The organism is Zobellella iuensis (genome assembly GCF_016746085.1).
In the GTDB taxonomy this organism is placed as follows: Bacteria; Pseudomonadota; Gammaproteobacteria; order Enterobacterales; family Aeromonadaceae; genus Oceanimonas; species Oceanimonas iuensis.
Window position 1 is genome coordinate 528,788 of sequence record NZ_JAERTZ010000025.1, and the last position, 19,700, is coordinate 548,487.

19 protein-coding genes are annotated in these 19,700 nt (G+C 62.4%); 12 read left to right on the forward strand and 7 right to left on the reverse strand.

Going from position 1 to position 19,700, the window contains the following annotated elements:
* Positions 1-61: 61 nt before the first annotated feature.
* The 3 genes from glnD (at position 62) to dbpA (ending at position 5,654) form a co-directional block, all read left to right on the forward strand.
* Positions 62-2,692 (forward strand): bifunctional uridylyltransferase/uridylyl-removing protein GlnD, encoded by a 2,631-nt coding sequence (glnD, locus tag JKV55_RS13350; protein ID WP_202086322.1) that lies wholly within the window; start codon positions 62-64, stop codon positions 2,690-2,692.
* 157 nt (positions 2,693-2,849) lie between these two features.
* Complete coding sequence (gene dapD / locus JKV55_RS13355; protein WP_202086324.1) at positions 2,850-3,881, forward strand: 2,3,4,5-tetrahydropyridine-2,6-dicarboxylate N-succinyltransferase; 1,032 nt, start codon at positions 2,850-2,852, stop codon at positions 3,879-3,881.
* A 396-nt stretch (positions 3,882-4,277) separates the two neighbouring features.
* Positions 4,278-5,654 carry an ATP-dependent RNA helicase DbpA gene (gene dbpA, locus JKV55_RS13360; RefSeq protein WP_202086326.1) on the forward strand — a complete coding sequence of 459 codons (1,377 nt, stop codon included), beginning with the start codon at positions 4,278-4,280 and terminating at the stop codon, positions 5,652-5,654.
* 74 nt (positions 5,655-5,728) lie between these two features.
* Here the strand turns inward: dbpA and JKV55_RS13365 are convergent, their stop codons facing one another.
* Both JKV55_RS13365 and JKV55_RS13370 read right to left on the reverse strand, forming a co-directional pair.
* The gene (locus JKV55_RS13365) at positions 5,729-5,992 is read right to left on the reverse strand and encodes a DUF3081 domain-containing protein (protein WP_202086328.1); all 264 of its coding nucleotides are present in this window, start codon (positions 5,990-5,992) and stop codon (positions 5,729-5,731) included.
* A gap of 141 nt (positions 5,993-6,133) precedes the next feature.
* Complete coding sequence (locus JKV55_RS13370) at positions 6,134-7,972, reverse strand: SLC13 family permease (RefSeq protein ID WP_202086330.1); 1,839 nt, start codon at positions 7,970-7,972, stop codon at positions 6,134-6,136.
* A gap of 263 nt (positions 7,973-8,235) precedes the next feature.
* On the opposite strand from JKV55_RS13370, the gene JKV55_RS13375 reads away from it, so the two are divergent.
* Positions 8,236-9,069: a CvfB family protein gene (locus tag JKV55_RS13375; protein ID WP_202086332.1), complete on the forward strand. Its 834-nt coding sequence runs from the start codon at positions 8,236-8,238 to the stop codon at positions 9,067-9,069.
* A 44-nt stretch (positions 9,070-9,113) separates the two neighbouring features.
* Here the strand turns inward: JKV55_RS13375 and JKV55_RS13380 are convergent, their stop codons facing one another.
* Genes JKV55_RS13380 through JKV55_RS13395 form a run of 4 tightly spaced genes read right to left on the reverse strand, consistent with a single transcriptional unit; the run spans position 9,114 to position 11,594 of the window.
* Positions 9,114-9,554, reverse strand: coding sequence for a flavodoxin (locus JKV55_RS13380; protein WP_202086335.1), 441 nt, complete (start codon positions 9,552-9,554; stop codon positions 9,114-9,116).
* Positions 9,555-9,565: 11 nt separating this feature from the next.
* Positions 9,566-10,477, reverse strand: coding sequence for a glutaminase B (gene glsB, locus JKV55_RS13385; protein ID WP_202086338.1), 912 nt, complete (start codon positions 10,475-10,477; stop codon positions 9,566-9,568).
* A 53-nt stretch (positions 10,478-10,530) separates the two neighbouring features.
* A complete protein-coding gene (gene truC / locus JKV55_RS13390; RefSeq protein ID WP_202086340.1) occupies positions 10,531-11,262 on the reverse strand; it encodes a tRNA pseudouridine(65) synthase TruC in 732 nt (243 codons plus the stop codon).
* Positions 11,259-11,594 carry a YqcC family protein gene (locus JKV55_RS13395; RefSeq protein ID WP_202086342.1) on the reverse strand — a complete coding sequence of 112 codons (336 nt, stop codon included), beginning with the start codon at positions 11,592-11,594 and terminating at the stop codon, positions 11,259-11,261. Before JKV55_RS13395 ends, truC begins: the two co-directional genes overlap by 4 nt.
* 87 nt (positions 11,595-11,681) lie before the next feature.
* Here JKV55_RS13395 and JKV55_RS13400 point away from each other — a divergent pair, with 87 nt between their 5' ends.
* The 5 genes from JKV55_RS13400 to JKV55_RS13420 are packed head-to-tail and all read left to right on the forward strand — an operon-like array spanning position 11,682 to position 14,335.
* Complete coding sequence (locus JKV55_RS13400) at positions 11,682-12,719, forward strand: DUF3549 family protein (protein WP_202086345.1); 1,038 nt, start codon at positions 11,682-11,684, stop codon at positions 12,717-12,719.
* Entirely contained in the window at positions 12,712-13,014 is a 303-nt protein-coding gene (locus JKV55_RS13405; RefSeq protein WP_202086348.1) for a DUF3301 domain-containing protein, read from the forward strand. Before JKV55_RS13400 ends, JKV55_RS13405 begins: the two co-directional genes overlap by 8 nt.
* Before the next feature lie 22 nt (positions 13,015-13,036).
* A complete protein-coding gene (locus JKV55_RS13410) occupies positions 13,037-13,267 on the forward strand; it encodes a DUF2789 domain-containing protein (protein ID WP_439654907.1) in 231 nt (76 codons plus the stop codon).
* Positions 13,268-13,283: 16 nt separating this feature from the next.
* Positions 13,284-13,562: a hypothetical protein gene (locus JKV55_RS13415; protein WP_202086350.1), complete on the forward strand. Its 279-nt coding sequence runs from the start codon at positions 13,284-13,286 to the stop codon at positions 13,560-13,562.
* A complete protein-coding gene (locus JKV55_RS13420; RefSeq protein ID WP_202086353.1) occupies positions 13,562-14,335 on the forward strand; it encodes a Zn-ribbon-containing protein in 774 nt (257 codons plus the stop codon). Before JKV55_RS13415 ends, JKV55_RS13420 begins: the two co-directional genes overlap by 1 nt.
* A 4-nt stretch (positions 14,336-14,339) precedes the next feature.
* Here the strand turns inward: JKV55_RS13420 and JKV55_RS13425 are convergent, their stop codons facing one another.
* Entirely contained in the window at positions 14,340-14,870 is a 531-nt protein-coding gene (locus tag JKV55_RS13425; protein ID WP_202086356.1) for a SecY-interacting protein Syd, read from the reverse strand.
* A 54-nt stretch (positions 14,871-14,924) separates the two neighbouring features.
* Here JKV55_RS13425 and queF point away from each other — a divergent pair, with 54 nt between their 5' ends.
* From queF to JKV55_RS13440, 3 genes are all read left to right on the forward strand, one after another.
* A complete protein-coding gene (gene queF, locus JKV55_RS13430) occupies positions 14,925-15,779 on the forward strand; it encodes an NADPH-dependent 7-cyano-7-deazaguanine reductase QueF (RefSeq protein WP_202086365.1) in 855 nt (284 codons plus the stop codon).
* Between the two features lie 201 nt (positions 15,780-15,980).
* Positions 15,981-18,131: a tetratricopeptide repeat protein gene (locus tag JKV55_RS13435; protein WP_237332845.1), complete on the forward strand. Its 2,151-nt coding sequence runs from the start codon at positions 15,981-15,983 to the stop codon at positions 18,129-18,131.
* 63 nt (positions 18,132-18,194) lie between these two features.
* Positions 18,195-19,697: a GGDEF domain-containing protein gene (locus tag JKV55_RS13440; protein WP_202086370.1), complete on the forward strand. Its 1,503-nt coding sequence runs from the start codon at positions 18,195-18,197 to the stop codon at positions 19,695-19,697.
* Positions 19,698-19,700 lie beyond the last annotated feature (3 nt).

Consider the following 19,700-nt stretch of genomic DNA (forward strand, 5'->3'; position numbering starts at 1 on the left):
CCCCGGGGCCGACTTTGCTAACTTAACTCCACCCCCTGAAGACGAAGGAAGTCACCGCCTTATGGATGCCAACCTGCTCGCCCCGGCCCTGCTTACCCCCGACCAGCTCAGCCTCGCCAAGTGCAAGGAAATTCTCGCCCACCTGCAGGACTGGCTGGAGCAGCGCTTCAATGCCGGCGACGACATCATGGAGCTGGTGGCCACCCGCTCCCAGCACATGGACCAACTGCTCACCGGGCTGTGGCGGCGGCACGGCCTGGATCAGGATCCCGAGCTGGCCCTGGTGGCGGTGGGCGGTTACGGCCGTGGCGAGCTGCACCCCTCTTCCGATATCGACCTGCTGATCCTGAGCCACAGCCCCGCCACTCCGGAGCTGGGTGAGCGTATCGGCAGCTTTATCACCCTGCTGTGGGATCTGCACCTGGAAGTGGGTCACAGCGTGCGCTCGGTGGCCGAATGCGTGGAGGAAGGGGAAAAAGACATCACCGTGGCCACCAACCTGATCGAGGCCCGCCTCATCACCGGCTGCTACGATACCTTCGCCGCCCTCACCCGGGCCACGGCACCGGAACGGTTCTGGCCCAGCCAGGCCTTTTTCGAGGCCAAACGCAAGGAACAGGAGGCCCGCCACCACCAGTACCAGGACACCAGCTACAAGCTGGAGCCGGACATCAAGAGCAGCCCGGGCGGCCTGCGCGATATCCAGACCATCAGCTGGGTCGCCCGCCGCCACTTCGGTGCCGCCACCCTGAGCGAAATGGTCAGCCACGGTTTCCTGAGCCGGGCCGAATACCGGGAGCTGCTCGATTGCCAGAACTTCCTGTGGAAGCTGCGCTTCGCCCTGCACATGGTGATCCGCCGCTCCGACAACCGGCTGCTGTTCGACCGCCAGCGGGCGGTGGCCACCGCCCTGGGCTTCGCCGGCGACGGCAACGAGCCGATAGAACAGATGATGAAGCGCTTCTACCAGACGGTGCGGCGGGTGGCCGAGCTCAACGAAATGCTGCTGCAGCTGTTCGACGAGGCCATCCTCGGCCATATCGCCATGGACGTGCGCATGCTCACCCCCGAGTTCCGCCTGCGCGGCCGGCTGATCGACGTGGTCAGGCCGGATCTGTTCAAACAGGAGCCCGCCGCCATACTGCGGCTGTTCTACCAGATCGCCGCCCACCCCCAGATCAGCGGCATCTATTCCACCACCCTGCGCCAGCTGCGCGACGCCCGCCGCCGGCTGTCCGGCTTCCTGTGCGAGCGGGCCGACTGCCGCCGGCTGTTCATGATGCTGATGCGCCACCCCCGGGGCTGCGATCTGGCCCTGACCCTGATGCACCGCTATGGCATCCTGGCCGCCTACTTTCCCCAGTGGAGCAAGATAGTGGGCCAGATGCAGTTCGACATGTTCCACGCCTACCCGGTGGACGAGCATACCCACCGGCTGCTGAAGAACATCTACCTGTTCCGCGAACCCGGCGGCAGGCGCAGCCACCCCCTGTGCCACGAGATCAGCAGCCGCTTGCGCAAACCGGAACTGCTCTACCTCGCCGCCCTGTTCCACGACATCGCCAAGGGCCGGGGCGGCGATCACTCGGAGCTGGGTGCCGAGGACGCGCTGGCCTTTTGCCTGCAGCACGATCTGGACAAGTCCGATGCCCGCCTGGTGTCCTGGCTGGTGCGCCAGCACCTGTTGATGTCGGTCACCGCCCAGCGCCGGGACATCTACGACCCGGACGTGATCCGCGAATTCGCCACCCAGGTGCGGGACGAGCTGCGGCTGGACTACCTCTATTGCCTGACGGTGGCGGACATCTGCGCCACCAACGATCACCTGTGGAACGACTGGAAAGGCAGCCTGCTGCGCGAGCTCTACTTCGTCACCCAGAAGGCGCTGCGCCTGGGCCTGGAGAACCCGCCCGACCTGCGCCTGCGCATCCGCGAGAACAAGCTGCAGGCGCGCCAGCTGCTGGAGCAGCTGGACACCCCCTATGAGCGGGTCAAGCCGCTGTGGGCACGCTTTACCGCCGACTATTTCCTGCGCCACACCCCGGAGCAGATCGCCTGGCACAGCCGCCATATCCTGGCCCATGGCGACAGCAACCGGCCCCTGGTGCAGATCAGCCAGCAGCCGGGCCGGGGCGGCAGCGAGCTGTTCATCTACAGCCCCGACTCGCCCAATCTGTTCGGCCGGGTGGCGGCGGCCCTGGATCAGAAGAACCTCAATATCCACGACGCCCAGATCATGACTTCCAAGGACGGCTACGCCCTGGATACCTTCATCGTGCTCGAGCCGGACGGCCAGCCGGTCAGCGGCGACCGGCTCAGCGATCTTTGCCACAGCCTGAGCGAGGCGCTGCTCGACACCACGCCGCCGGCCATCCGGATACGGCCGCCCTCACGCCGGCACCGGGAGTTCGACGTGCGCACCCAGGTGAATTTCCTGCAACCCCAGCGGCTGACCAAACGCACCCTGATGGAACTGGTGGCGCTCGACACCCCCGGTCTGCTGGCCCGCATCGGCGCCGTGTTCAGCCGCCTGGGCCTGAACCTGCACGCCGCCAAGATCACCACCATCGGCGAGCGGGTAGAGGACTTCTTCAGCCTGACCAACAGCGAAGATCGGCCATTAAGTGAACAGGAACAGACGCAATTGCGAGAAAAGTTGGTCGGCGAGCTCAACCAGGACGGCAAAATATGATAAAAGATGCGCCAGTTTTGAATTAAGAACCGGGTCGGACGAGTGCTGCGCCGAACCGTTGTGCAAGCCGCCAGCTCGGCCTGCAACAGATTTACACCCGGCTGGCCGCTGTGCGCCAGCCGATTAGGTATGCAAACCAATTAACGGAGTAAACAGGATGGCAAACTTTGCTTTCGGTCTGGGTGTGGGCACCAAGTCCGCCAAAGGGGAATGGCTGGAGGTTTACTACAACCTGCCGCTGCTGAATGCGGATGAGGCGCTGGTCGGCGCGGTAGCCGCCAACATCGGTTACCAGGGTGGCAACGCGGCCATCGAAATCGACGCGGCCCAGCTGAAAGATCTGGAAGCGGCCTTCCTGTCGGTGGACGCCAAGGCCCAGGCCGAGGTAGTCGAGGTGCTGGCCGGCACCCGCCAGCCGCTGGTGGTGACCATACTGGAAACCGACGCCGCCCCCGCCAGCACCGCCGAGGTGTACCTGAAGCTGGCCCTGCTCTCCCACCGCCTGGTGAAACCCCACGGCCTGGATCTGTCCGGCATGTTCGGCCTGCTGCCCAACGTGGCCTGGACCTCCGAGGGTGCCATAGCGGTGGACGAACTGGCCCGTCGCCAGCTGGCCGCCCGCGCCCAGGGCCGCACCCTCAGCGTCAACTCGGTCGACAAGTTCCCGAAAATGACCGACTACGTGGTACCGGCCGGCGTACGCATCGGTGATGCCTCCCGCATCCGCCTGGGCGCGCACGTGGGCGAAGGCACCACCGTCATGCACGAAGGCTTCATCAACTTCAACGCCGGCACCCTGGGCGTGAGCATGGTCGAAGGCCGCATCTCCGCCGGCGTGGTGGTGGGCAATGGCTCGGATCTGGGCGGCGGCTGCTCCACCATGGGCACCCTGTCCGGCGGCGGCAACATCGTGATCTCCGTGGGCGAAGGTTGCCTGCTGGGCGCCAACGCCGGCCTGGGCATTCCCCTGGGTGATCGCTGCACCATAGAGTCCGGCCTCTACATCACCGCCGGTTCGAAAGTCACAGTGCTGGATGACAAGAACCACGAGGTGCAAACCGTCAAGGCCGCCGATCTGGCCGGCAAAAACGACCTGCTGTTCCGCCGCAACTCCCAGAACGGCCGCATCGAGGTCAAAACCAACAAGTCCGCGATCGAACTGAACGCCGAGCTGCACAAGCACAACTGAGCGGCCTCCGGCCCGAGGGCGGCCCTGCCGCCCTCGGCTTGATTACAACATAGTCTGTTTCACTGGCATGAGTCGACCAAAGGGCCAACTCCGCCGACACGCGGTGAATACATCCATGTACGCTCGCACATGCCGTCCTTGGCATGTGACGGTCGGCGGAGCCGTTCCCTTTGTCCGCCTGTTTTGGCATCGGTGTTATCTGTTTAGGTAAGCCCGAAGGATTGTCTGCAGCCGGCCTTCTTTCTTTCCCCGCTTTTCCAATCAGTCCTCCAAGAAAGTGTCCTCTGCCTGGAGCCCCCTTTTGCCGCTGCAAAAAACCGCAGCCGTGCCTGCTTTTCTGCTACAATGCGCCTCCGCCTTTCGGCACCCGTTTTTACCTGATATCAAGAGCACCCCGTGAACAACAACGAATTTGCCACCCTGCCCCTGGCCCCGGCCCTGGTCGATAACCTGACCAGCCTGGAATACACCCAAATGACGCCGATTCAGGCGCAGAGCCTGCCCCTGGTACTGGCCGGCAAGGACGTGATTGCCCAGGCCAGCACCGGCAGCGGCAAGACGGTGGCCTTCGGCCTGGGGCTGCTGGCCCGGCTGGATGTCAACCGGCTGGCGGTACAGGCCCTGGTGCTCTGCCCCACCCGGGAGCTGGCGGATCAGGTGGCACGGGAACTGCGCCGCCTGGCCCGGACCATGGCCAACGTCCGCCTGGTCACCCTGTGCGGCGGCTCGCCCAACGGCCCCCAGCTCACCGCCCTGGCCGGCGGCGTGCACATAGTGGTCGGCACCCCGGGCCGGGTGCTCAAGCACCTGGACAAGGGCACCCTCAAGCTGGATGCCCTCAATACCCTGGTACTGGACGAAGCGGACCGGATGCTGGACATGGGCTTTGCCGACGACATCCACCAGGTGGTTGCCTTTGCGCCCAGGGAACGCCAGACCCTGCTGTTCTCCGCCACCTATCCGGAAGGCATAGTACAAATGAGCCGGGGCCTGCAGCGCCGACCCGAGCAGGTCTCGGTAACCGAGCCGCAACGGGCCGACGCCATAGTGCAGACCCTGTTCGAAGTCGAGCCGGAACAGCGCCGGCAGGCCCTGGCCAGCCTGCTCGGTCATTATGCGCCCGCGTCCTGTGTGGTGTTTTGCAATACCAAGCGGGCCTGCCAGGAGGTGGCCGATCACCTCGTCAGCCTGGGCTTCGCCGCCCTGTCCCTGAATGGCGATCTGGAGCAGCGCGAGCGGGATCAGGTACTGATCCGCTTCGCCAACGGCAGCGCCAATGTGCTGGTGGCCACCGACGTGGCCGCCCGCGGCCTGGATATCAAGGAGCTGGCGATGGTGGTCAATTACGAGGTCACCCAGGACCCGGAAGTGCATGTGCACCGGGTCGGTCGTACCGGCCGCGCCGGCCAGCAGGGCCTCGCCATCACCCTCTACAGCCCCAAGGAAGCCTACCGGGTCAATCTGATCGAAGAGTACCAGCAGGCCCCCATTCCCCAGGGCAACCTGGCCGGGCTCGATGCCGGCTCCACCCCGCGGCAACCGGAGATGGTGACCCTGTGCATTGCCGGCGGCCGCAAAATCAAGATCCGCGCCGGCGACATTCTCGGCGCCCTGACCGGCGAGGCCGGCATCATTGGCAGCCAGGTGGGAAAAATCGATATCACCGAAATGCAGTCCTACGTGGCGGTGCACCGGGACGCGGCCCGTCAGGCACTGAAGCACCTGCAGCAGGGCAAGATCAAAGGCCGCAGCGTCAAGGCGCACAAGCTCTGAGCCCAACTGGCGGCGCCCCTGGCCGGGCGTCGCCAGCCTCAGGAACAACGGTCAGCGTCGGCCTGACTCCTTGTTCAGCCGTTGAAATGACGATGAATATAATCGATCTTGGCCATGAACTGCTCCTTGAGCGTGTCGGTGGCATAGTCGAAATGGTAGCTCTGGTGGAAGTTGAGCTGCAGGCTGACGCCGCTGCCGGAAAGATGCACGCTGTAGCCGTCGAAATCGCTGCGCGCCACTATCCCCTCCAACATATGACCGTCCTCATAAGGCTCCCCGAAACGACGGATCTTGTCGAACACTTCCAGTATGACCTTGTTATCCAGTTCATTATGCATGGTGATGTCCTCATCATGGTCAGGGCCTGCCTTTCACCGGAACAGGTTTCAACAGACACCGGATTTATTTGCCTTAATTATGGCCGAACAATGGCGCAGTATCGCTCTTTTCCCAGGGGTTCCCGTTGCACCGATATCCGCTCAGAGCGGCCATACCCACAGCAGCATGGGTATGCTGACCAGCACCACCAGCAGCTCCAAAGGCAAGCCCAGGCGCCAGTAGTCGCCAAAGTGAAAACCACCCGGTCCAAGGATCAAAGTATTGTTCTGGTGTCCTATCGGTGTCAGAAAAGCACAGGAGCCACCGATGGCCACCGCCATCAGGAAAGGATCCGCGTTCGCTCCCAACTGGGTGGCAGTACCGATGGCAATAGGGCACATGACCGCCGCCGTCGCCGCATTATTCATCAAATCCGATAGGGTCATGGTCACGACCAGGATCAGCGCCAACGCCACAATCGCATGTCCCTGGGCCACACCATCCAACAACAGGCGGGCAATCAGGTAGGCGGTACCGGTGGACTCCATGGCGCCAGCGACCGGGATAAGGGCACCGAGCAATACCACCACCGACCAGTCCACGGCACTGTATACCGAGCGAGGTGGCACTGTACGCAATGCCATGGAAGCCAGCACACCGGCGGCGAACGACACCGCCGCAGGCAGGATACCGAAGGCAGCCGCCCCCACCGCCACCGCCATGATGGCCGCTGAGGTCAGCGCCTTGCCCTTATCGGGGATGCGCAGATCGCGTTCTGCCAAGGGCACACAACCGGCGCTGGTCGCAAATTCGGAGAGCGCCTCGGGTGCCCCCTGCATCAGCAGCAGATCACCGGCTCGAAATACCAGAGCCCGCAGCCGTGTCACCGAACGCTGTCCTTGGCGTGACACCGCCAGCAGGTTAACCCCGTAACGGGTACGCAGCTGTATCCCTCGTGCAGAGCGACCGAGCAGATCAGAGTTGGGCAAAATGACGAGCTCCATCAATACGATTTCATCGGATGGCTCGGAGACAGACTCACTTGTTTCCTCCTGCTCGTCATCCTCGGCTTCCGCTGTGACCTCCCTTTTCTTCGACTCTTCCTTCGCCGGCTTGGCCTCTTCCAGTTTGAGACCGAGGCTGGACAAGGCATTGGCGAGGACCTCCGCTTCGGCTTCAATAATCAGAATATCGCCGGCCCGCGCTCGCCGGTGAGGATTGGAGGGTGTCACTCGTACTTCGTTGCGCACAAGCCCCAATACCTGGGCGTCGGCCTGCTCCAGTGCCAGCTCTATCTCGCGCAGCGTCTGTCCTTCGGCCTTGCAGCCTTCGGGTACACGGGCCTCGGTGATATAGGCGCCGGAATCGAACCCCTCCACCCCAGCCTGTTTGCGTGCCGGCACCAGTCGCCAGCCGACCAAGGCCACAAAAGCGCTCCCCAACACCGCCACCACCAATCCGACCGGGGTATAATCGAACATGGCGAAGGCACCGGAGCCGGTCGCTTCACGAAAGCCGGACACGATAAGGTTGGGAGGCGTGCCAATCAGAGTGGTCATCCCGCCCAATATGGTACCGAAAGCCAATGGCATCAGTACCCGCCCCGGGGGCAGCTCCTGGCGCCGGGCAATCTGAACCGCGACCGGCATCAGCAACGCCAGCGCGCCGACGTTGTTCATAAATGCCGACAGTATGGCGCCAAGTCCAGTGAGTGCGGCGATGGACAGGGTCGGACCGGCCTGGGTCGGCAGTAACTGGCGAGCCAGTACGTCAACCGCCCCGGACGTCTGCAGGCCTCGGCTCAGCACCAGTACGCAGGCGACCGTGATCACCGCCGGATGGCTCAGACCACTAAACGCATCATCCGCGGGTACCAGACCGGTCAGAATACAGGCCAGCAGAGCCCCCGCAGCCACCATGTCGTGGCGCCAGCGACCCCACAAAAACATGATCACAGTGACAAAGAGAATGGCAAGGATGATGATCTGGTCAGGGATCATGCTGTTTTCGGCTCCTGCTCATGGGCAGGACAGTCAGCCTGGAGCTGCGCCATGCCGGGATAAAACGTCGCCTGAATTACCAACGCTGCCGTTAAGCTTTATCGATTGTAGCAGTATTTTTACTGGCCAAGGCAATTGAAAGCTTATAATCAATTGAATTTTAAGAGTTTAATTTTTAAAATTTTAAAACCTTCCGTTTCACGGTGGTGGCCTTTCTCGCCTCGGCAGGCTAAGATCCGCCTTTTGCAACGACGGTAACCACCATGATCAAGCTTGGCGATAACAACACCCTGCCCCTGCTGCGCCTGGATGACAAGGGCGGATGGCTGGATGCCGGTGAATACGGTGAAGCCTTCCTGCCTCGCCGCCAGTTGCCCGCCGCTTGCCAGCCGGGCGAGGACATCGCGGTCTTTGTTTATCTGGATGCGGATCGGGAGCCGGTGATCACCACCGAAGCGCCCAAAGCCAGGGTCGGCCAGTTTGCCTCGCTGAAAGTGGTCACCACCAATCGCCTGGGCGCTTTCCTCGACTGGGGCATGAAGAAGGATATCTTCGTGCCCCAGCGGATGCAGAGCCAGCCCATGCATGAGGGGCGCCATTACGTGGTGTACCTCTACCTGGACTACGAAGGCCGCATGGTGGCCAGCAGCAAGCTGGACAGCTTCGTCAGCCGGGATAAGCCCCGTTACCAGCCGGGCGATGAAGTCGATTTACTGATCGCCGAGCATACCCAGCTCGGCTTCAAGGCCATCGTCGACAACCGTTTCTGGGGCCTGGTCTTCAAGTCCGATATCTCGGGCCGGGTACCCACCGGCCTGGCCACCAAAGGCTATGTCAAACAGGTACGGGAAGACGGCAAGATCGATCTGACCCTGTTCAAGCCGGGCCCGGGCAAGGTGGACGACGCCGCCCAGGCGGTACTGGACAAGCTGGCGCAATCCGGCGGCTTTATGCGAGTCAGCGACAAGACGGATCCGGACACCCTCTTCCGTCTGTTCGGCATCAGCAAGGGCACCTTCAAGAAGGCCATCGGCGGCCTCTACAAAAAAGGCCTGATCCGGATAGAAGAAGAGGGTATCCGCCTGACGGAGCAATAAGCTTGAAGCTTCAAGCTTCAAGCTTCAAGCTTCAAGCTTCAAGCTTATATGTTCCCCATCCAGCCCTTCAGCCATTCCAGCGCCGGCTCTTCCGGCTCCAGGGTTTCGCTGGCATCCACCTCCAGGCGCGGGGCCAGGGCCCGGGCCTGCAGTTCCTGCAGCAACTGCTCGAACTGGCGGCCGCCGCCGCAGAAGTTCTCGTAGCTGCTGTCGCCCAGGGCCACCAGGGCATAGCGCAGCGCCGGCATGGGCGGGCAGCGTTCGCGGATCTCCTCGAACAGCGGGACCAGGTTGGGGGGCAGGTCGCCCTGACCGGTGGTGGAGGTGACCACCAGCCACAACCTATCCTTGTCCAGCTCCGCCAGCACCGCATCCTCATGCAGCCGGACGCTGTGCCCGGCATCGAGCAGCACCTGTTCCAGGGCCTCGGCCACCAGCACCGCCGAACCGTAAACACTGCCGATAATAATCTCCACTGCCGCCATCTTGCCTCCTGTCAGAAAAGTCGTAAATCCAGGGCCCGGGACAGCTCTTCCAGCGCCCAGATCCCCGCCACCGAATTGCCGTAACCGTTCAGCTCCGGCGACCAGACGCACACGGTGAAACGCCCCGGCACCACCGCCACTATACCGCCGCCCACCCCGGACTTGGCCGGCATGCCTACCCGGTAGGCAAAATCGCCGGCCGCATCATATAACCCGGAGGTGAACAGCAGGGCGTTGAGCTGCTGGGTCTGCAGCCGCGGCAGCCACTGCTCGCCGGTCACCACGCAGCACCCGCCATGGGCCAGGAAGCTGAACGCCCGGGCCAGATCCACACAGTTCATGGACAGCGCGCAATAGCTGAAATAGGCCTTCAGCACCTCGTCCACCTCGTTGTGGAAGTTGCCGAAGCTCTTCATCAGATTGGCCATGGCCGCGTTGCGGAAACGGTGCTCGTATTCGGACTCGGCCACCTTGTGATCGATACGGATACCCGGATTGCCGGCCCGCAGCCGCATCGTCTCCAGAAAGGCGTGCACCGGTGCCGACAGCCGCGAGCCGAGGGCATCCACCACCACCAGGGCACCGGCATTGATAAAGGGGTTGCGCGGAATACCCTGTTCGAATTCCAGCTGCACCAGGGAATTGAAGGCATTGCCCGACGGCTCTTTGCCCACCCGCAGCCACAATTCGTCACCGTAGCGCTGCTGGGCCATGGCCAAGGCGAATGCCTTGGAAATGCTCTGAATGGAAAAGGGCTCGAGGGCGTCGCCGCTGCAATAAAGTTCCCCTTCCAGGGTGCAGACCGCTATCCCGAAACGCTCGGCGGGCACCCGGGCCAGGGCGGGAATATAATCGGCCACCGCGCCCTGGCCAAAATGCCGGCGGGCTTCATTATTGATCCGGTCGAGTAGAGGCTGAAGCATCACAGAAAAAATCTAACCTGCTGAAAAAAAAGATCTTAACCCGAGGCCACTGGTTAATCGAGCGCTCTTTGCCAACCGAACTCACAGATCAGCGATTGCCAGTGCGGATCCAGCCCGGCCGCCAGCCGCAGCGGCGCCGCGGTCACCGGATGGTTCAGTTCCAGGGCCGCGGCATGCAGCAGCAGGCGATCGCAGCCGTACTGCTGGCGGAAGAAACGGTTATGACGGCCGTCACCATGGGTGGTATCCCCCACGATGGGATGGAACAGATGGGCCATATGGCGACGCAGCTGATGCTTGCGCCCGGTTTCCGGATGCAGCCGCACCAGGCTGTAGCGACTGGTGGCATGCTGCTTGGACACCGCGAAAGGCAACTCGATCTGGGCCAGGCACCGCCAGTGCGTCACCGCCGGCTGGGCCGGTTTGTCGGCCTCGGCAAACTGGTCCGCGATAGCGTCCAGGCGATGACTGAGGGCATAGTCCAGTCGCCCCTGCTCCGGCATATAACCGCGCACCACCGCCAGGTAGTGCTTGCCGACCCGGCGTTCGGTAAAGGCCTGGGTCAGGGAGCGGGCCACGTCGGCGTTTTTCGCAAACAGCAGCAGGCCGGAGGTGGGGCGGTCCAGCCGGTGGACCGGGAACACGTGACAGCCGACCGCATCCCGGGTCAGTTGCATGGCGAAGCGGGTTTCCCCCTTGTCGAGCCAACTGCGATGAACCAGGAGGCCGGCGGCCTTGTTCACCGCCACCAGCCAGTCATCCTCGTACACTATATCTATGCTCATCCTTCGCGGGACACCCGCTGGCCGGAGAGGGCCTCATCCAGCCGGGCAATGGCTTCTTCCAGCGCCCGGGTATCCTCGGCCAGTAGCTTGCAGCTCTCGATGGCCATGGGATAAACCGAAATCCGGCTCGGCAGGGGGGCGCCAGAGTCGATCAGGGCCTGCATGCGTGGCAGCAACACGAATTGCAGCCACTGGGGGAAGGTCAGGGTATCCAGACAAAATGGCTCCGTGCTTGCCAACGCCTTGGCGGAAGGCGGCACACTCTGCCACCAGGACAGGACTTTCAGTTCACGTTCAATGGCATACAGCAGTGCCTGGGGCTCGGCAGACATCGGCAACCTCCTCTTAAAACAACGCCCCAGTATACCATCTTGGCGCCCGACTCCCTATAATCCGGCCCAGGTCGACAGGAGGAGCCGATGCAGATAGATACCTTGAGCGAGTTTTTAACCCAGGCAGGCACCGAGTTTCGCCTTTACGATCTGGGCCGTCGCCTGCAGCCGCTCGGCCGGGACGACTTCATTGCCATCGAAACCGGCCAGCGCCCCTATCCCTGGCCGCTGCAACGCCACGCCTGGCTGGCGGTCAGCTATCGGCAGCGCCACGACCATCGGCAGCATTATGTGTGGTTCCTGAAGATCCCACTGGACGAACGCGGCCTGTTCAACCATGCCGCGGTCAAGCACTTCCTCGCCGCACTGGTCGAGCAGCTGGGCCAGGATCCGGCCGCCCCGCTCAGTGACGAGCAGCAACAACGGCTGGCCCAGACGCCCTTTACCTTCCAGCCCGGCCAGGACAAGCTGGCCGCCTTCCATGCCCGGCTGCGGCTGGATCTGGGGCTGCCGCCCTCGGCCTTTTATCAGGCGGCCGCCGATTACCTGGCCTCCCCCGAGCCGGGCGACTGGCAACAACTGGGACTGCAGGGACTGGCGGATCTGGCGGCCCGCCTGCCCGGGGATCCCGGGCTGTGCCGTCAATTCGAACAACGGCTGTTCACTCTGCCCCAGCCGGTGCAACAGGCGCTGTTGACCCAGTGCGAGCATCACCCTCTGCCGTTGTCCCTGGCCGAGCGCCTGCTCGAGGCGATCAGCGCCGAGCTGGAACGACAGGCGCCGGACGAGGAACGCATCAGCCTGCTGCTGCGCGCCACCGCCGGTACCCCTCCCTTCGACGCCCGCCGCCGCAAGATTGCCAGCCTGCTGGCGCTGGCGCCGGGACAACCGCTGATGCTGAGCCTGGCGGCGCGCCTGTGGCAGGAGCTGACCGATGAGGCACTGCTGCTGCCCTACCTGGAGCAACTCGCCGGCCGACACCCGACACTGTTCAACGGCCTCTTTGCCGAGCTGGTCTCGACCCCGGCGCTGCGCCCGTTGATCCTGGCCAACCTGCACAACCCGGCCCTGTCCCAGGCCCTGAAAAGCGCCATCGGCAACCTGTTTGCGGTCCCCCGTGACTGAGTTACTGGCGCTGTTGGGCCTGTTTCTGCTGGCGGCCGGTTACTGGCAGGTCCGCCGCCAGAGCGAATTCGCCCGCCGCTGGCTGGAACACTACTGCCGCCGGCAGCAATTCCAGCTGCTCAGTGTCTATCGTTACCGTTACACCTGGAAACGGGGACGGTTGCTGGCGCAATTCAAGTTCGAGTTCAGCCACGACGGCCTGCAGCGGGACGAAGGCTCGCTCTGGCTGGGCGGCCTGAAAGTACTGGACGTCTCCCTGCCGGTGCTACGCGAGCCGCCATCGCCTATGCTGTAATAACATGATGTTTTAGGAGGTAATGATGGAACATATCACCCACCCTTTCAGTGAACTGTTTGAACAGCTGGGGCTGGATGCCAGCCACCAGGGTATAGAGTATTTTCTGGCGGCTCATCGCCTGCCGCCCGAGGTGGAGTTGGTGGAGGCGCCGTTCTGGAGCAAGTCGCAATCGGCCTTCTTGAAAGAGGGGCTGCAAAACGACTCGGACTGGGCCGAAGTCATCGACCAACTGAACGCCAGCCTGAGATAACCCTTACGGAGCCAAGATGTCCCATCAGGATATTATCAACGCCATTCACAGCCTGGTGCGTGAAGGCAAAGCCATCACCACCGCCGCGGTCAAGGCCAGGGTCGGCGGCCCGGTCAATATGCCCCAGCTGCTGCAACTGGTCAGCCGCTACAGGCAGTCGCCGGACAGCCTTCCGGCCGCGACCGAGCCGGCCGCCCCCGCGGTGCCGGTAACGGCGCCGGATCTGGTCACCCGGGTAGCCGAGCTGGAGGCCCGCATCGCCCGCCTCGAGCAACTGCTGGAGCAGGGCCGCTGATGTGGGTCTGTGAACTCAGTTTCGATTGCTATCAGGATATCGCGCTGGCCGAAGCCGAGCCTGCCATCCGTCAGTTGCTGGATGCCCTGCGTTATAATGGCCAGATCCTGGGGCGGGAATTCCCCACCAGTATCCATCAAGGCTGGCTCAGCAGCCGGGTGGTCTGCCCGGAAGAGGACAGCCTGCACCCGCGGCATTACAGCCGGCAGGTAGAGCAGGCCATCAGCCGGCTGCATCAGGTGGGGTTGACCACTCCCAGGGTGCAGGTCAAAGGCCAGGATCTGAACTCGGACACCACCGACCACTGCGGGGCGCGTAGCTGGCAGCTGTTGTACACCAGCTATCTGCATACCTGTTCGCCGCTGCGCTGCGGCGAACACTTCGCGCCCATCCCGCTCTACCGGATAGCGCCGGTCGCCAATGGCGATTTCAAGCAGGTGCTGAAATGGCAGGAAGACTGGGAGGCCTGTGATCAACTGCAGATGAACGGCTCCATCCTGGAGCATGCCGCCGTGGGAGAGATCGGCGAGCCGGACAGCCGGCTGGCCCGTCGCGGCCGGGATCTGGCCAAACGCATCGAATACCTGACCCAGGTGCCCACCTTCTACTACTTGTACCGGGTCGGAGGCGACAGCCTGGCCGCCGAGCAGGAACGCCCCTGCCCGGGCTGTGGCGGTGACTGGAAGCTGGCGGAGCCGGTGCACGACATCTTCGATTTTGTGTGCGATCCCTGCCGGCTGGTGTCCAACCTGTCCTGGGATTTTAAGGATTGAACCCTTAACAGGGTTCCAGCCGTTGCAAAAAAGTGGCCAGGTCCGGGGCCAGCACCCCGATAGGGCCCTTGCCGAGACGCTCCAGCAGGACTTCCCCACTGGCGTTGTCCAGGGTGACCAACCGCTGTTCGTCGCGGCAGGAGGCCAGAAACCAGCTTGCCGGCAGCCCCAGTTTGCGCAGCATCAGCTGGTGGCCTATCTGATTTTGCTGCAGCCGTTCAAAATCCTCCTGGTTCCAGGGTTGCAGCAAGGTCAGAAACAATCCCTTGAAACACACCGGAAGGTTGCCGGCGAAATAATGGCCGAAGAAGGCGGGCAGGGCCGCATGCACCGGCATCGCCAGGGCGGTGGCAACATTGTCGAAGCCGGCCGGCTCCGGCCGCCGCCAGGGCTGCCAGGCGACCTTGCCGGCATGGGCCGGTAACAGCTCGGCCGGGGAAGGAAAGGCGGGATCGTGATCCGCCAGAGGGGCCCCGCCTCGCCGCCGGACGCGCTCGAACAAGGCACCGAGCGCCGTCACCACTTGATCTTGCATGTCAAAGTCTCACAATAAGGCCAGATATCGGCATATTACCAACTGGATCCCGAAATGACACCCGAGCAAAAGTACCAGAACTCTCAGGCGCTGGACGCACTCCCCCTGGGTAAACACAGCAGCTACGTCTGTGAATACGATGCCAGCCAGCTGCAGCCGGTGCCCCGCAGCCTGAATCGGGACGACCTCGGTCTCAGCGCCGATGCCCTGCCCTTCGGCGGCGAGGACGTCTGGAACCTGTATGAGCTGTCCTGGCTCAATCCCAAAGGCAAACCCATGGTCGCCATGGGCGAGGTGCATGTTCCCGCTTCCAGTACCAACATCATCGAATCCAAGTCGTTCAAGCTGTATCTGAACAGCTTCAACCAAAGCCGCTTCGAGAGTCTGGAAGAGGTCGCGGATATCCTCACCCGGGATCTGTCCCTCTGTGCCCAGGGCCGGGTCAGAGTCAGGCTGTTCGATCTGAACGCCGCGCCGGCCCAGTTCGGGGTGCTGCCCGGCAACTGCATCGACGATCTCGACATCGAGATAGACAGCTACCAACCCGACGACGCCCTGCTCGCCCATGCCCTGGAGGGGGAGGAAGAGGTGAGCGAAACCCTGCACTCCCACCTGCTCAAATCCAACTGCCTGGTCACCGGTCAACCGGACTGGGGCAGCCTGATGATCCGCTACCAGGGCCCCCGCATCGGCCGGGAAGCCTTGCTGCGTTACCTGGTCTCTTTCCGCCAGCACAACGAATTCCACGAACAGTGCGTGGAGCGGATCTTTATGGATCTGCTGCAACACTGCCGGCCCCGGGAGCTGACCGTCTATGCCCGCTATACCCGTCGTGGCGGCCTGGATATCAATCCCTACCGCAGCAATGTCGCCGGCAAGGCCGCCAATGTTCGCCTGCTGCGCCAGTAAAACCGGGTTCAGCCCGGCCGAATCGCGTCAGGAACTGGACTCCCTTCGGCCGGCTCCGTACACTGCCGTGTTATCCGCATTTTTCCGGTAATCATTATTGTGATCTTGTCTGTCGCCGTCCTGGTATCGCATCTGGCGGGCGCTCCGCCGCTGTCGTCATACCAACCCGAGCCCACTGAACTTCAGCGGGCGCGACAGCTCATGCTCAGCCGGCCCAATGAATGCGTGGCGCTGACCAACTACTTCCTACAACGCAGGGAAGTCGACCCGGCGCAGATGATCAACTCGCGTCAGGACTTTGATCACCTGGAACTGGCCCGGCTGTACCGCACGCGAGAGCAGAGCCTGGCCGCCTGGCAACTGCAGGCGCTGTGCCAGGCGAACGAAGGACTGCTGCTGCCGGCCGATGCCAGTATCAACCAGGCTATCGAGCTGGCCCAACGCTACCGGCAACCCGAAGAACAGGCCGCCAGCCTGCTGATCAAGGCCAAGCTGGCCCTGGCCCGGCAAGCGCCCGAACAGGCACAGGCCCTGCTCGACGAGGCCGAGCCCCTGCTGAACGGCGACGCTTCGTCCTACCTGGAAGACGCCCTGCAATTGTTGCGCGCCACCACCCTGCTGTACCTGCAGCGATTCGATGAGGCCCGCCAGGCATTCGAGCAGATCCGCCTCCACGCCCTGCAGCAAGACGACGGAATCCAGCAGGCCTGGGCCAACTATCTGCTGGGCAAGTATTACCAGTTGCTGCAGCAGGATGAACTGGCGCTGTCCCACTATGTGGAAACCCTGGATCTACTGAACAAGCGGCGGCAGTACTACCTCAAGGCGATGGCGGCAGAAAAGGCCGCCAGCCTGTCTGCGGCGCTGGGAGAAGCCGACCAGGCGGTCCATTATGCCAATCTGGCCACCACCGAGTTCGAGCTGCTGGGCAACAGCCCGCTGCTGATCGGCTCCCTGCTCAACCTGGGCCGGGTCACCCGCGCCGGCAATGATGCCAACCTGGCCCTGGTCTACTTCTTCAATGCCCTCGATCTGGTCAGGATCCAGGGTGATAACGAGCTGATGGCCCGGCTTTACCTGGAAATCGGTCACTCCTACCTGCAGCTGAAGACCTTTGCCGAAGCCCGGCATTATCTCGATATGGCCCGCGCCAACTTTGAACGCAGCCAGGATGTTCCTCGGCAAATAGATACCCTGCTACAGCTGGGGCAGCTGCATCTGGAACAACAGGAAACCGGGTTGGCCCTGCTGCAGCTCGACCGGGCCCGGCAGCTGGCCGAGCAGCGGGATGACGTGCCCCGGCTTATCGAGAGCCACCGCCTGCTGGCCCAGCTGTTCGAAACCAGCGGCAACATGACCCAGGCCCTGGTTCACCATAAAGCCTTTCACGCCTACTTCGAGCGGGCGAGCCGGCTCAACCGCCTGCTGACCCAGAGCCTGGTACAGGGCAACGACCAGCAACTGCAGCAAGAGCGGGAGCTGACCGGCCTGCGCCGGCAAAATGAACAACTGCAGCAGGACAGGCAACGGTTTGCCCTGCTCGCCGCCAGCCTGAGCCTCATCGCCCCCCTGCTGCTCTATGGCATGATCCGCAACCATATCCGCGGCCGCCGACTGCAGCAGGAAGGCACCGAACTACGCCATGCCCTGCTGGTCGAGCCCAGAACCGGCCTGCCCAACTGGCGCCAACTGATGCAACGCCTGCCCCAGGAGATGGCCAAGCGTCAGCTCCGCTCGGAGCAGTGGTATCTTAACGAAACCGAAGCGCAACCCTTCAACGACAAGATCTATTACTTCCTGCTGCATGTCCCCTTCATGGTCGATCTCAGCGAGCGGGTGGGTCTGGAGCACGCGGCCAACATCCAGCAGAAACTGGGAAATTACCTGCAGGGACGCATCCACCCCAAGGCCCGGCTTTATGATCTGCGGGAAGGCCAGTTTATCTACGTGATCTCCCAGCGGCAGGTGGTGGACCTGCAGCAGACCCTTTCGAGTCTTGAGCGTATGTTTACCGAGTTTCCCTGCCAGTTTCAGCTTGATCAACGCCTGGCCATCGGTATCATCGGACATCCGTTCCTGCCCAAGGCCCCTCACGCGCTGGATGATATGCGGTTGGGCGATATTCTTTACCTGGCCATGGCCGCCGCACACCAGCTGGCGGAGCAAACCGGAGAGCTCGCCTGGGTAGAACTGCTGGCCGTCGATTGTCAGCAGGCGGCTTTTTTTAACGGCGAAATCCGCCACTGTTGCGTACAGGCCATCCTGAAGGGGCTGGTAAAAGTCAACAGCTCCCATAAAAAACAACAGATTGACTGGCATGCCTTGGCCCCAGAGCCGGCAGCACTGATATAATGCTTCAGGCCCACCTGCGCTAGGGTGTAATGGTGAACAATGGACAATCTCGACGATAGACAGATGTTAAAGGAACTGACATCGGTTATTGATAAGCTGGGCGATGTGCTTACCGACCTGCAACGGCAGGAAAACCCGCTGGTCAACGCCCAGCAGGGTGTTCATAACGAACAGGGTCGCCGCCTTATCGGGCACTGGCAAAAACTGTTCGTCGGACACGCCAGAGCGCTACCACCAGGAAGCGACGCCCAGCCCGGCTCCGATATCGCCGGGCTGACGGCGGATTTCGATCACCTGCTTTCCCGCCTGCGTAACAGCAGCAGCCACCTGCAACGGTGGCAACAACTGGACGGACAGCGGTTGCGCTTCGCGGCGCAGGAACTGCGGCAATCCGCCTACTGCCCGCCCCAGACCGAGCAGCTGCTGACCGAACTGGCACGCCAGGACGGCAGCCACCAGGGGCAGCTTTGGCAATTGCTGGAGTGTTACAAGGCGGCCGTCAAACACTGCGTGGAGCAGGAAACCCTGTCCCGCGCCCACCACCATGAAATATGCTCCAGGCTGCAACAGCTGATCGATGAGCTGCACTTTTCCGGTGAGATAGGCGCCGCCCTCGCCAAGATACAAAGCCAGCTGTTGCAGCAGGTGGACCCCGCCGCGCTGCCCCCGCTGTGCCTGCGCCTGATTGAACTGACCATAGAGGGCTGCCGACAGGAACGGCAGAATTCCACGCTCTTTCTTGCCAAGCTCAACACCAACCTGGGTGAAATGCACCACAATTTTGCCATTTCCCTGAGTGAAGGACAGGCGCTGTTTGATGCCAGAACCCATCATGGCCATCATATCGCCGGCGAACTCAGGGCCATAGGTGAGCACCTGGTCGGCCAGGACAAGGATCGGCTCAAGGAAGAAATCGAGCTGCGCCTGCGCAGCATCACCCATGTCCTGGTGCAGCACGAGCGTTTGCAGGAACGGGAGCAATCGCTGCTGAACCGCATGAACGCCATGGAAAAGCAGATCAGCGAGCTCAAGAGCGAGGCCGACGACTTCAAGCAGCGACTGAGCGTACAGAATGAAAAGCTGTTTATCGATAACCTGACCCAGATTTACAACAGGGCCGCCATGGATGAACGGCTGGAAGTCGAATACCGCCGCTGGCTGCGTTACCAGGAGCCGCTGTGCATCGCCCTGCTGGATATCGATTACTTTAAGGAAATCAATGATAAATATGGTCACCTCGCCGGCGACAAGGCACTGCGCCTGATTGCCAGGACCATCCATAAATCGCTGCGGCAAACCGATTTTGTGGCTCGCTTCGGAGGCGAGGAATTCGTGCTGCTGCTGCCCAACGTCAACCCGGACAAGCTCCACAAACCCCTGGAAAAACTGCGCGAGCAGATAAGAAACATTCCGTTTCGTTTTAAAGAAGAGCGCGTTACCATCACCGCCTCCATCGGTGCCACCCAGTTCCAGAAAGGGGACAGCACCACTTCAGCCCTGGAGCGCGCCGATCGGGCCCTGTATCGTGCCAAGCACGCCGGGCGCGACCAGATAGTCATGGCCTGACAC

Bases quoted from the DNA above. Each gene is read 5' to 3' on its own strand.
- glnD (WP_202086322.1), top strand. From the start codon at position 62: ATGGATGCCAACCTGCTCGCCCCGGCCCTGCTTACCCCCGACCAGCTC.
- dapD (WP_202086324.1), top strand. From the start codon at position 2,850: ATGGCAAACTTTGCTTTCGGTCTGGGTGTGGGCACCAAGTCCGCCAAA.
- JKV55_RS13365 (WP_202086328.1), bottom strand. From the start codon at position 5,992: ATGCATAATGAACTGGATAACAAGGTCATACTGGAAGTGTTCGACAAG.
- JKV55_RS13370 (WP_202086330.1), bottom strand. From the start codon at position 7,972: ATGATCCCTGACCAGATCATCATCCTTGCCATTCTCTTTGTCACTGTG.
- JKV55_RS13375 (WP_202086332.1), top strand. From the start codon at position 8,236: ATGATCAAGCTTGGCGATAACAACACCCTGCCCCTGCTGCGCCTGGAT.
- JKV55_RS13380 (WP_202086335.1), bottom strand. From the start codon at position 9,554: ATGGCGGCAGTGGAGATTATTATCGGCAGTGTTTACGGTTCGGCGGTG.
- glsB (WP_202086338.1), bottom strand. From the start codon at position 10,477: ATGCTTCAGCCTCTACTCGACCGGATCAATAATGAAGCCCGCCGGCAT.
- truC (WP_202086340.1), bottom strand. From the start codon at position 11,262: ATGAGCATAGATATAGTGTACGAGGATGACTGGCTGGTGGCGGTGAAC.
- JKV55_RS13395 (WP_202086342.1), bottom strand. From the start codon at position 11,594: ATGTCTGCCGAGCCCCAGGCACTGCTGTATGCCATTGAACGTGAACTG.
- JKV55_RS13400 (WP_202086345.1), top strand. From the start codon at position 11,682: ATGCAGATAGATACCTTGAGCGAGTTTTTAACCCAGGCAGGCACCGAG.
- JKV55_RS13410 (WP_439654907.1), top strand. From the start codon at position 13,037: ATGATGGAACATATCACCCACCCTTTCAGTGAACTGTTTGAACAGCTG.
- JKV55_RS13415 (WP_202086350.1), top strand. From the start codon at position 13,284: ATGTCCCATCAGGATATTATCAACGCCATTCACAGCCTGGTGCGTGAA.
- JKV55_RS13420 (WP_202086353.1), top strand. From the start codon at position 13,562: ATGTGGGTCTGTGAACTCAGTTTCGATTGCTATCAGGATATCGCGCTG.
- JKV55_RS13425 (WP_202086356.1), bottom strand. From the start codon at position 14,870: ATGCAAGATCAAGTGGTGACGGCGCTCGGTGCCTTGTTCGAGCGCGTC.
- queF (WP_202086365.1), top strand. From the start codon at position 14,925: ATGACACCCGAGCAAAAGTACCAGAACTCTCAGGCGCTGGACGCACTC.
- JKV55_RS13435 (WP_237332845.1), top strand. From the start codon at position 15,981: ATGCTCAGCCGGCCCAATGAATGCGTGGCGCTGACCAACTACTTCCTA.
- JKV55_RS13440 (WP_202086370.1), top strand. From the start codon at position 18,195: ATGTTAAAGGAACTGACATCGGTTATTGATAAGCTGGGCGATGTGCTT.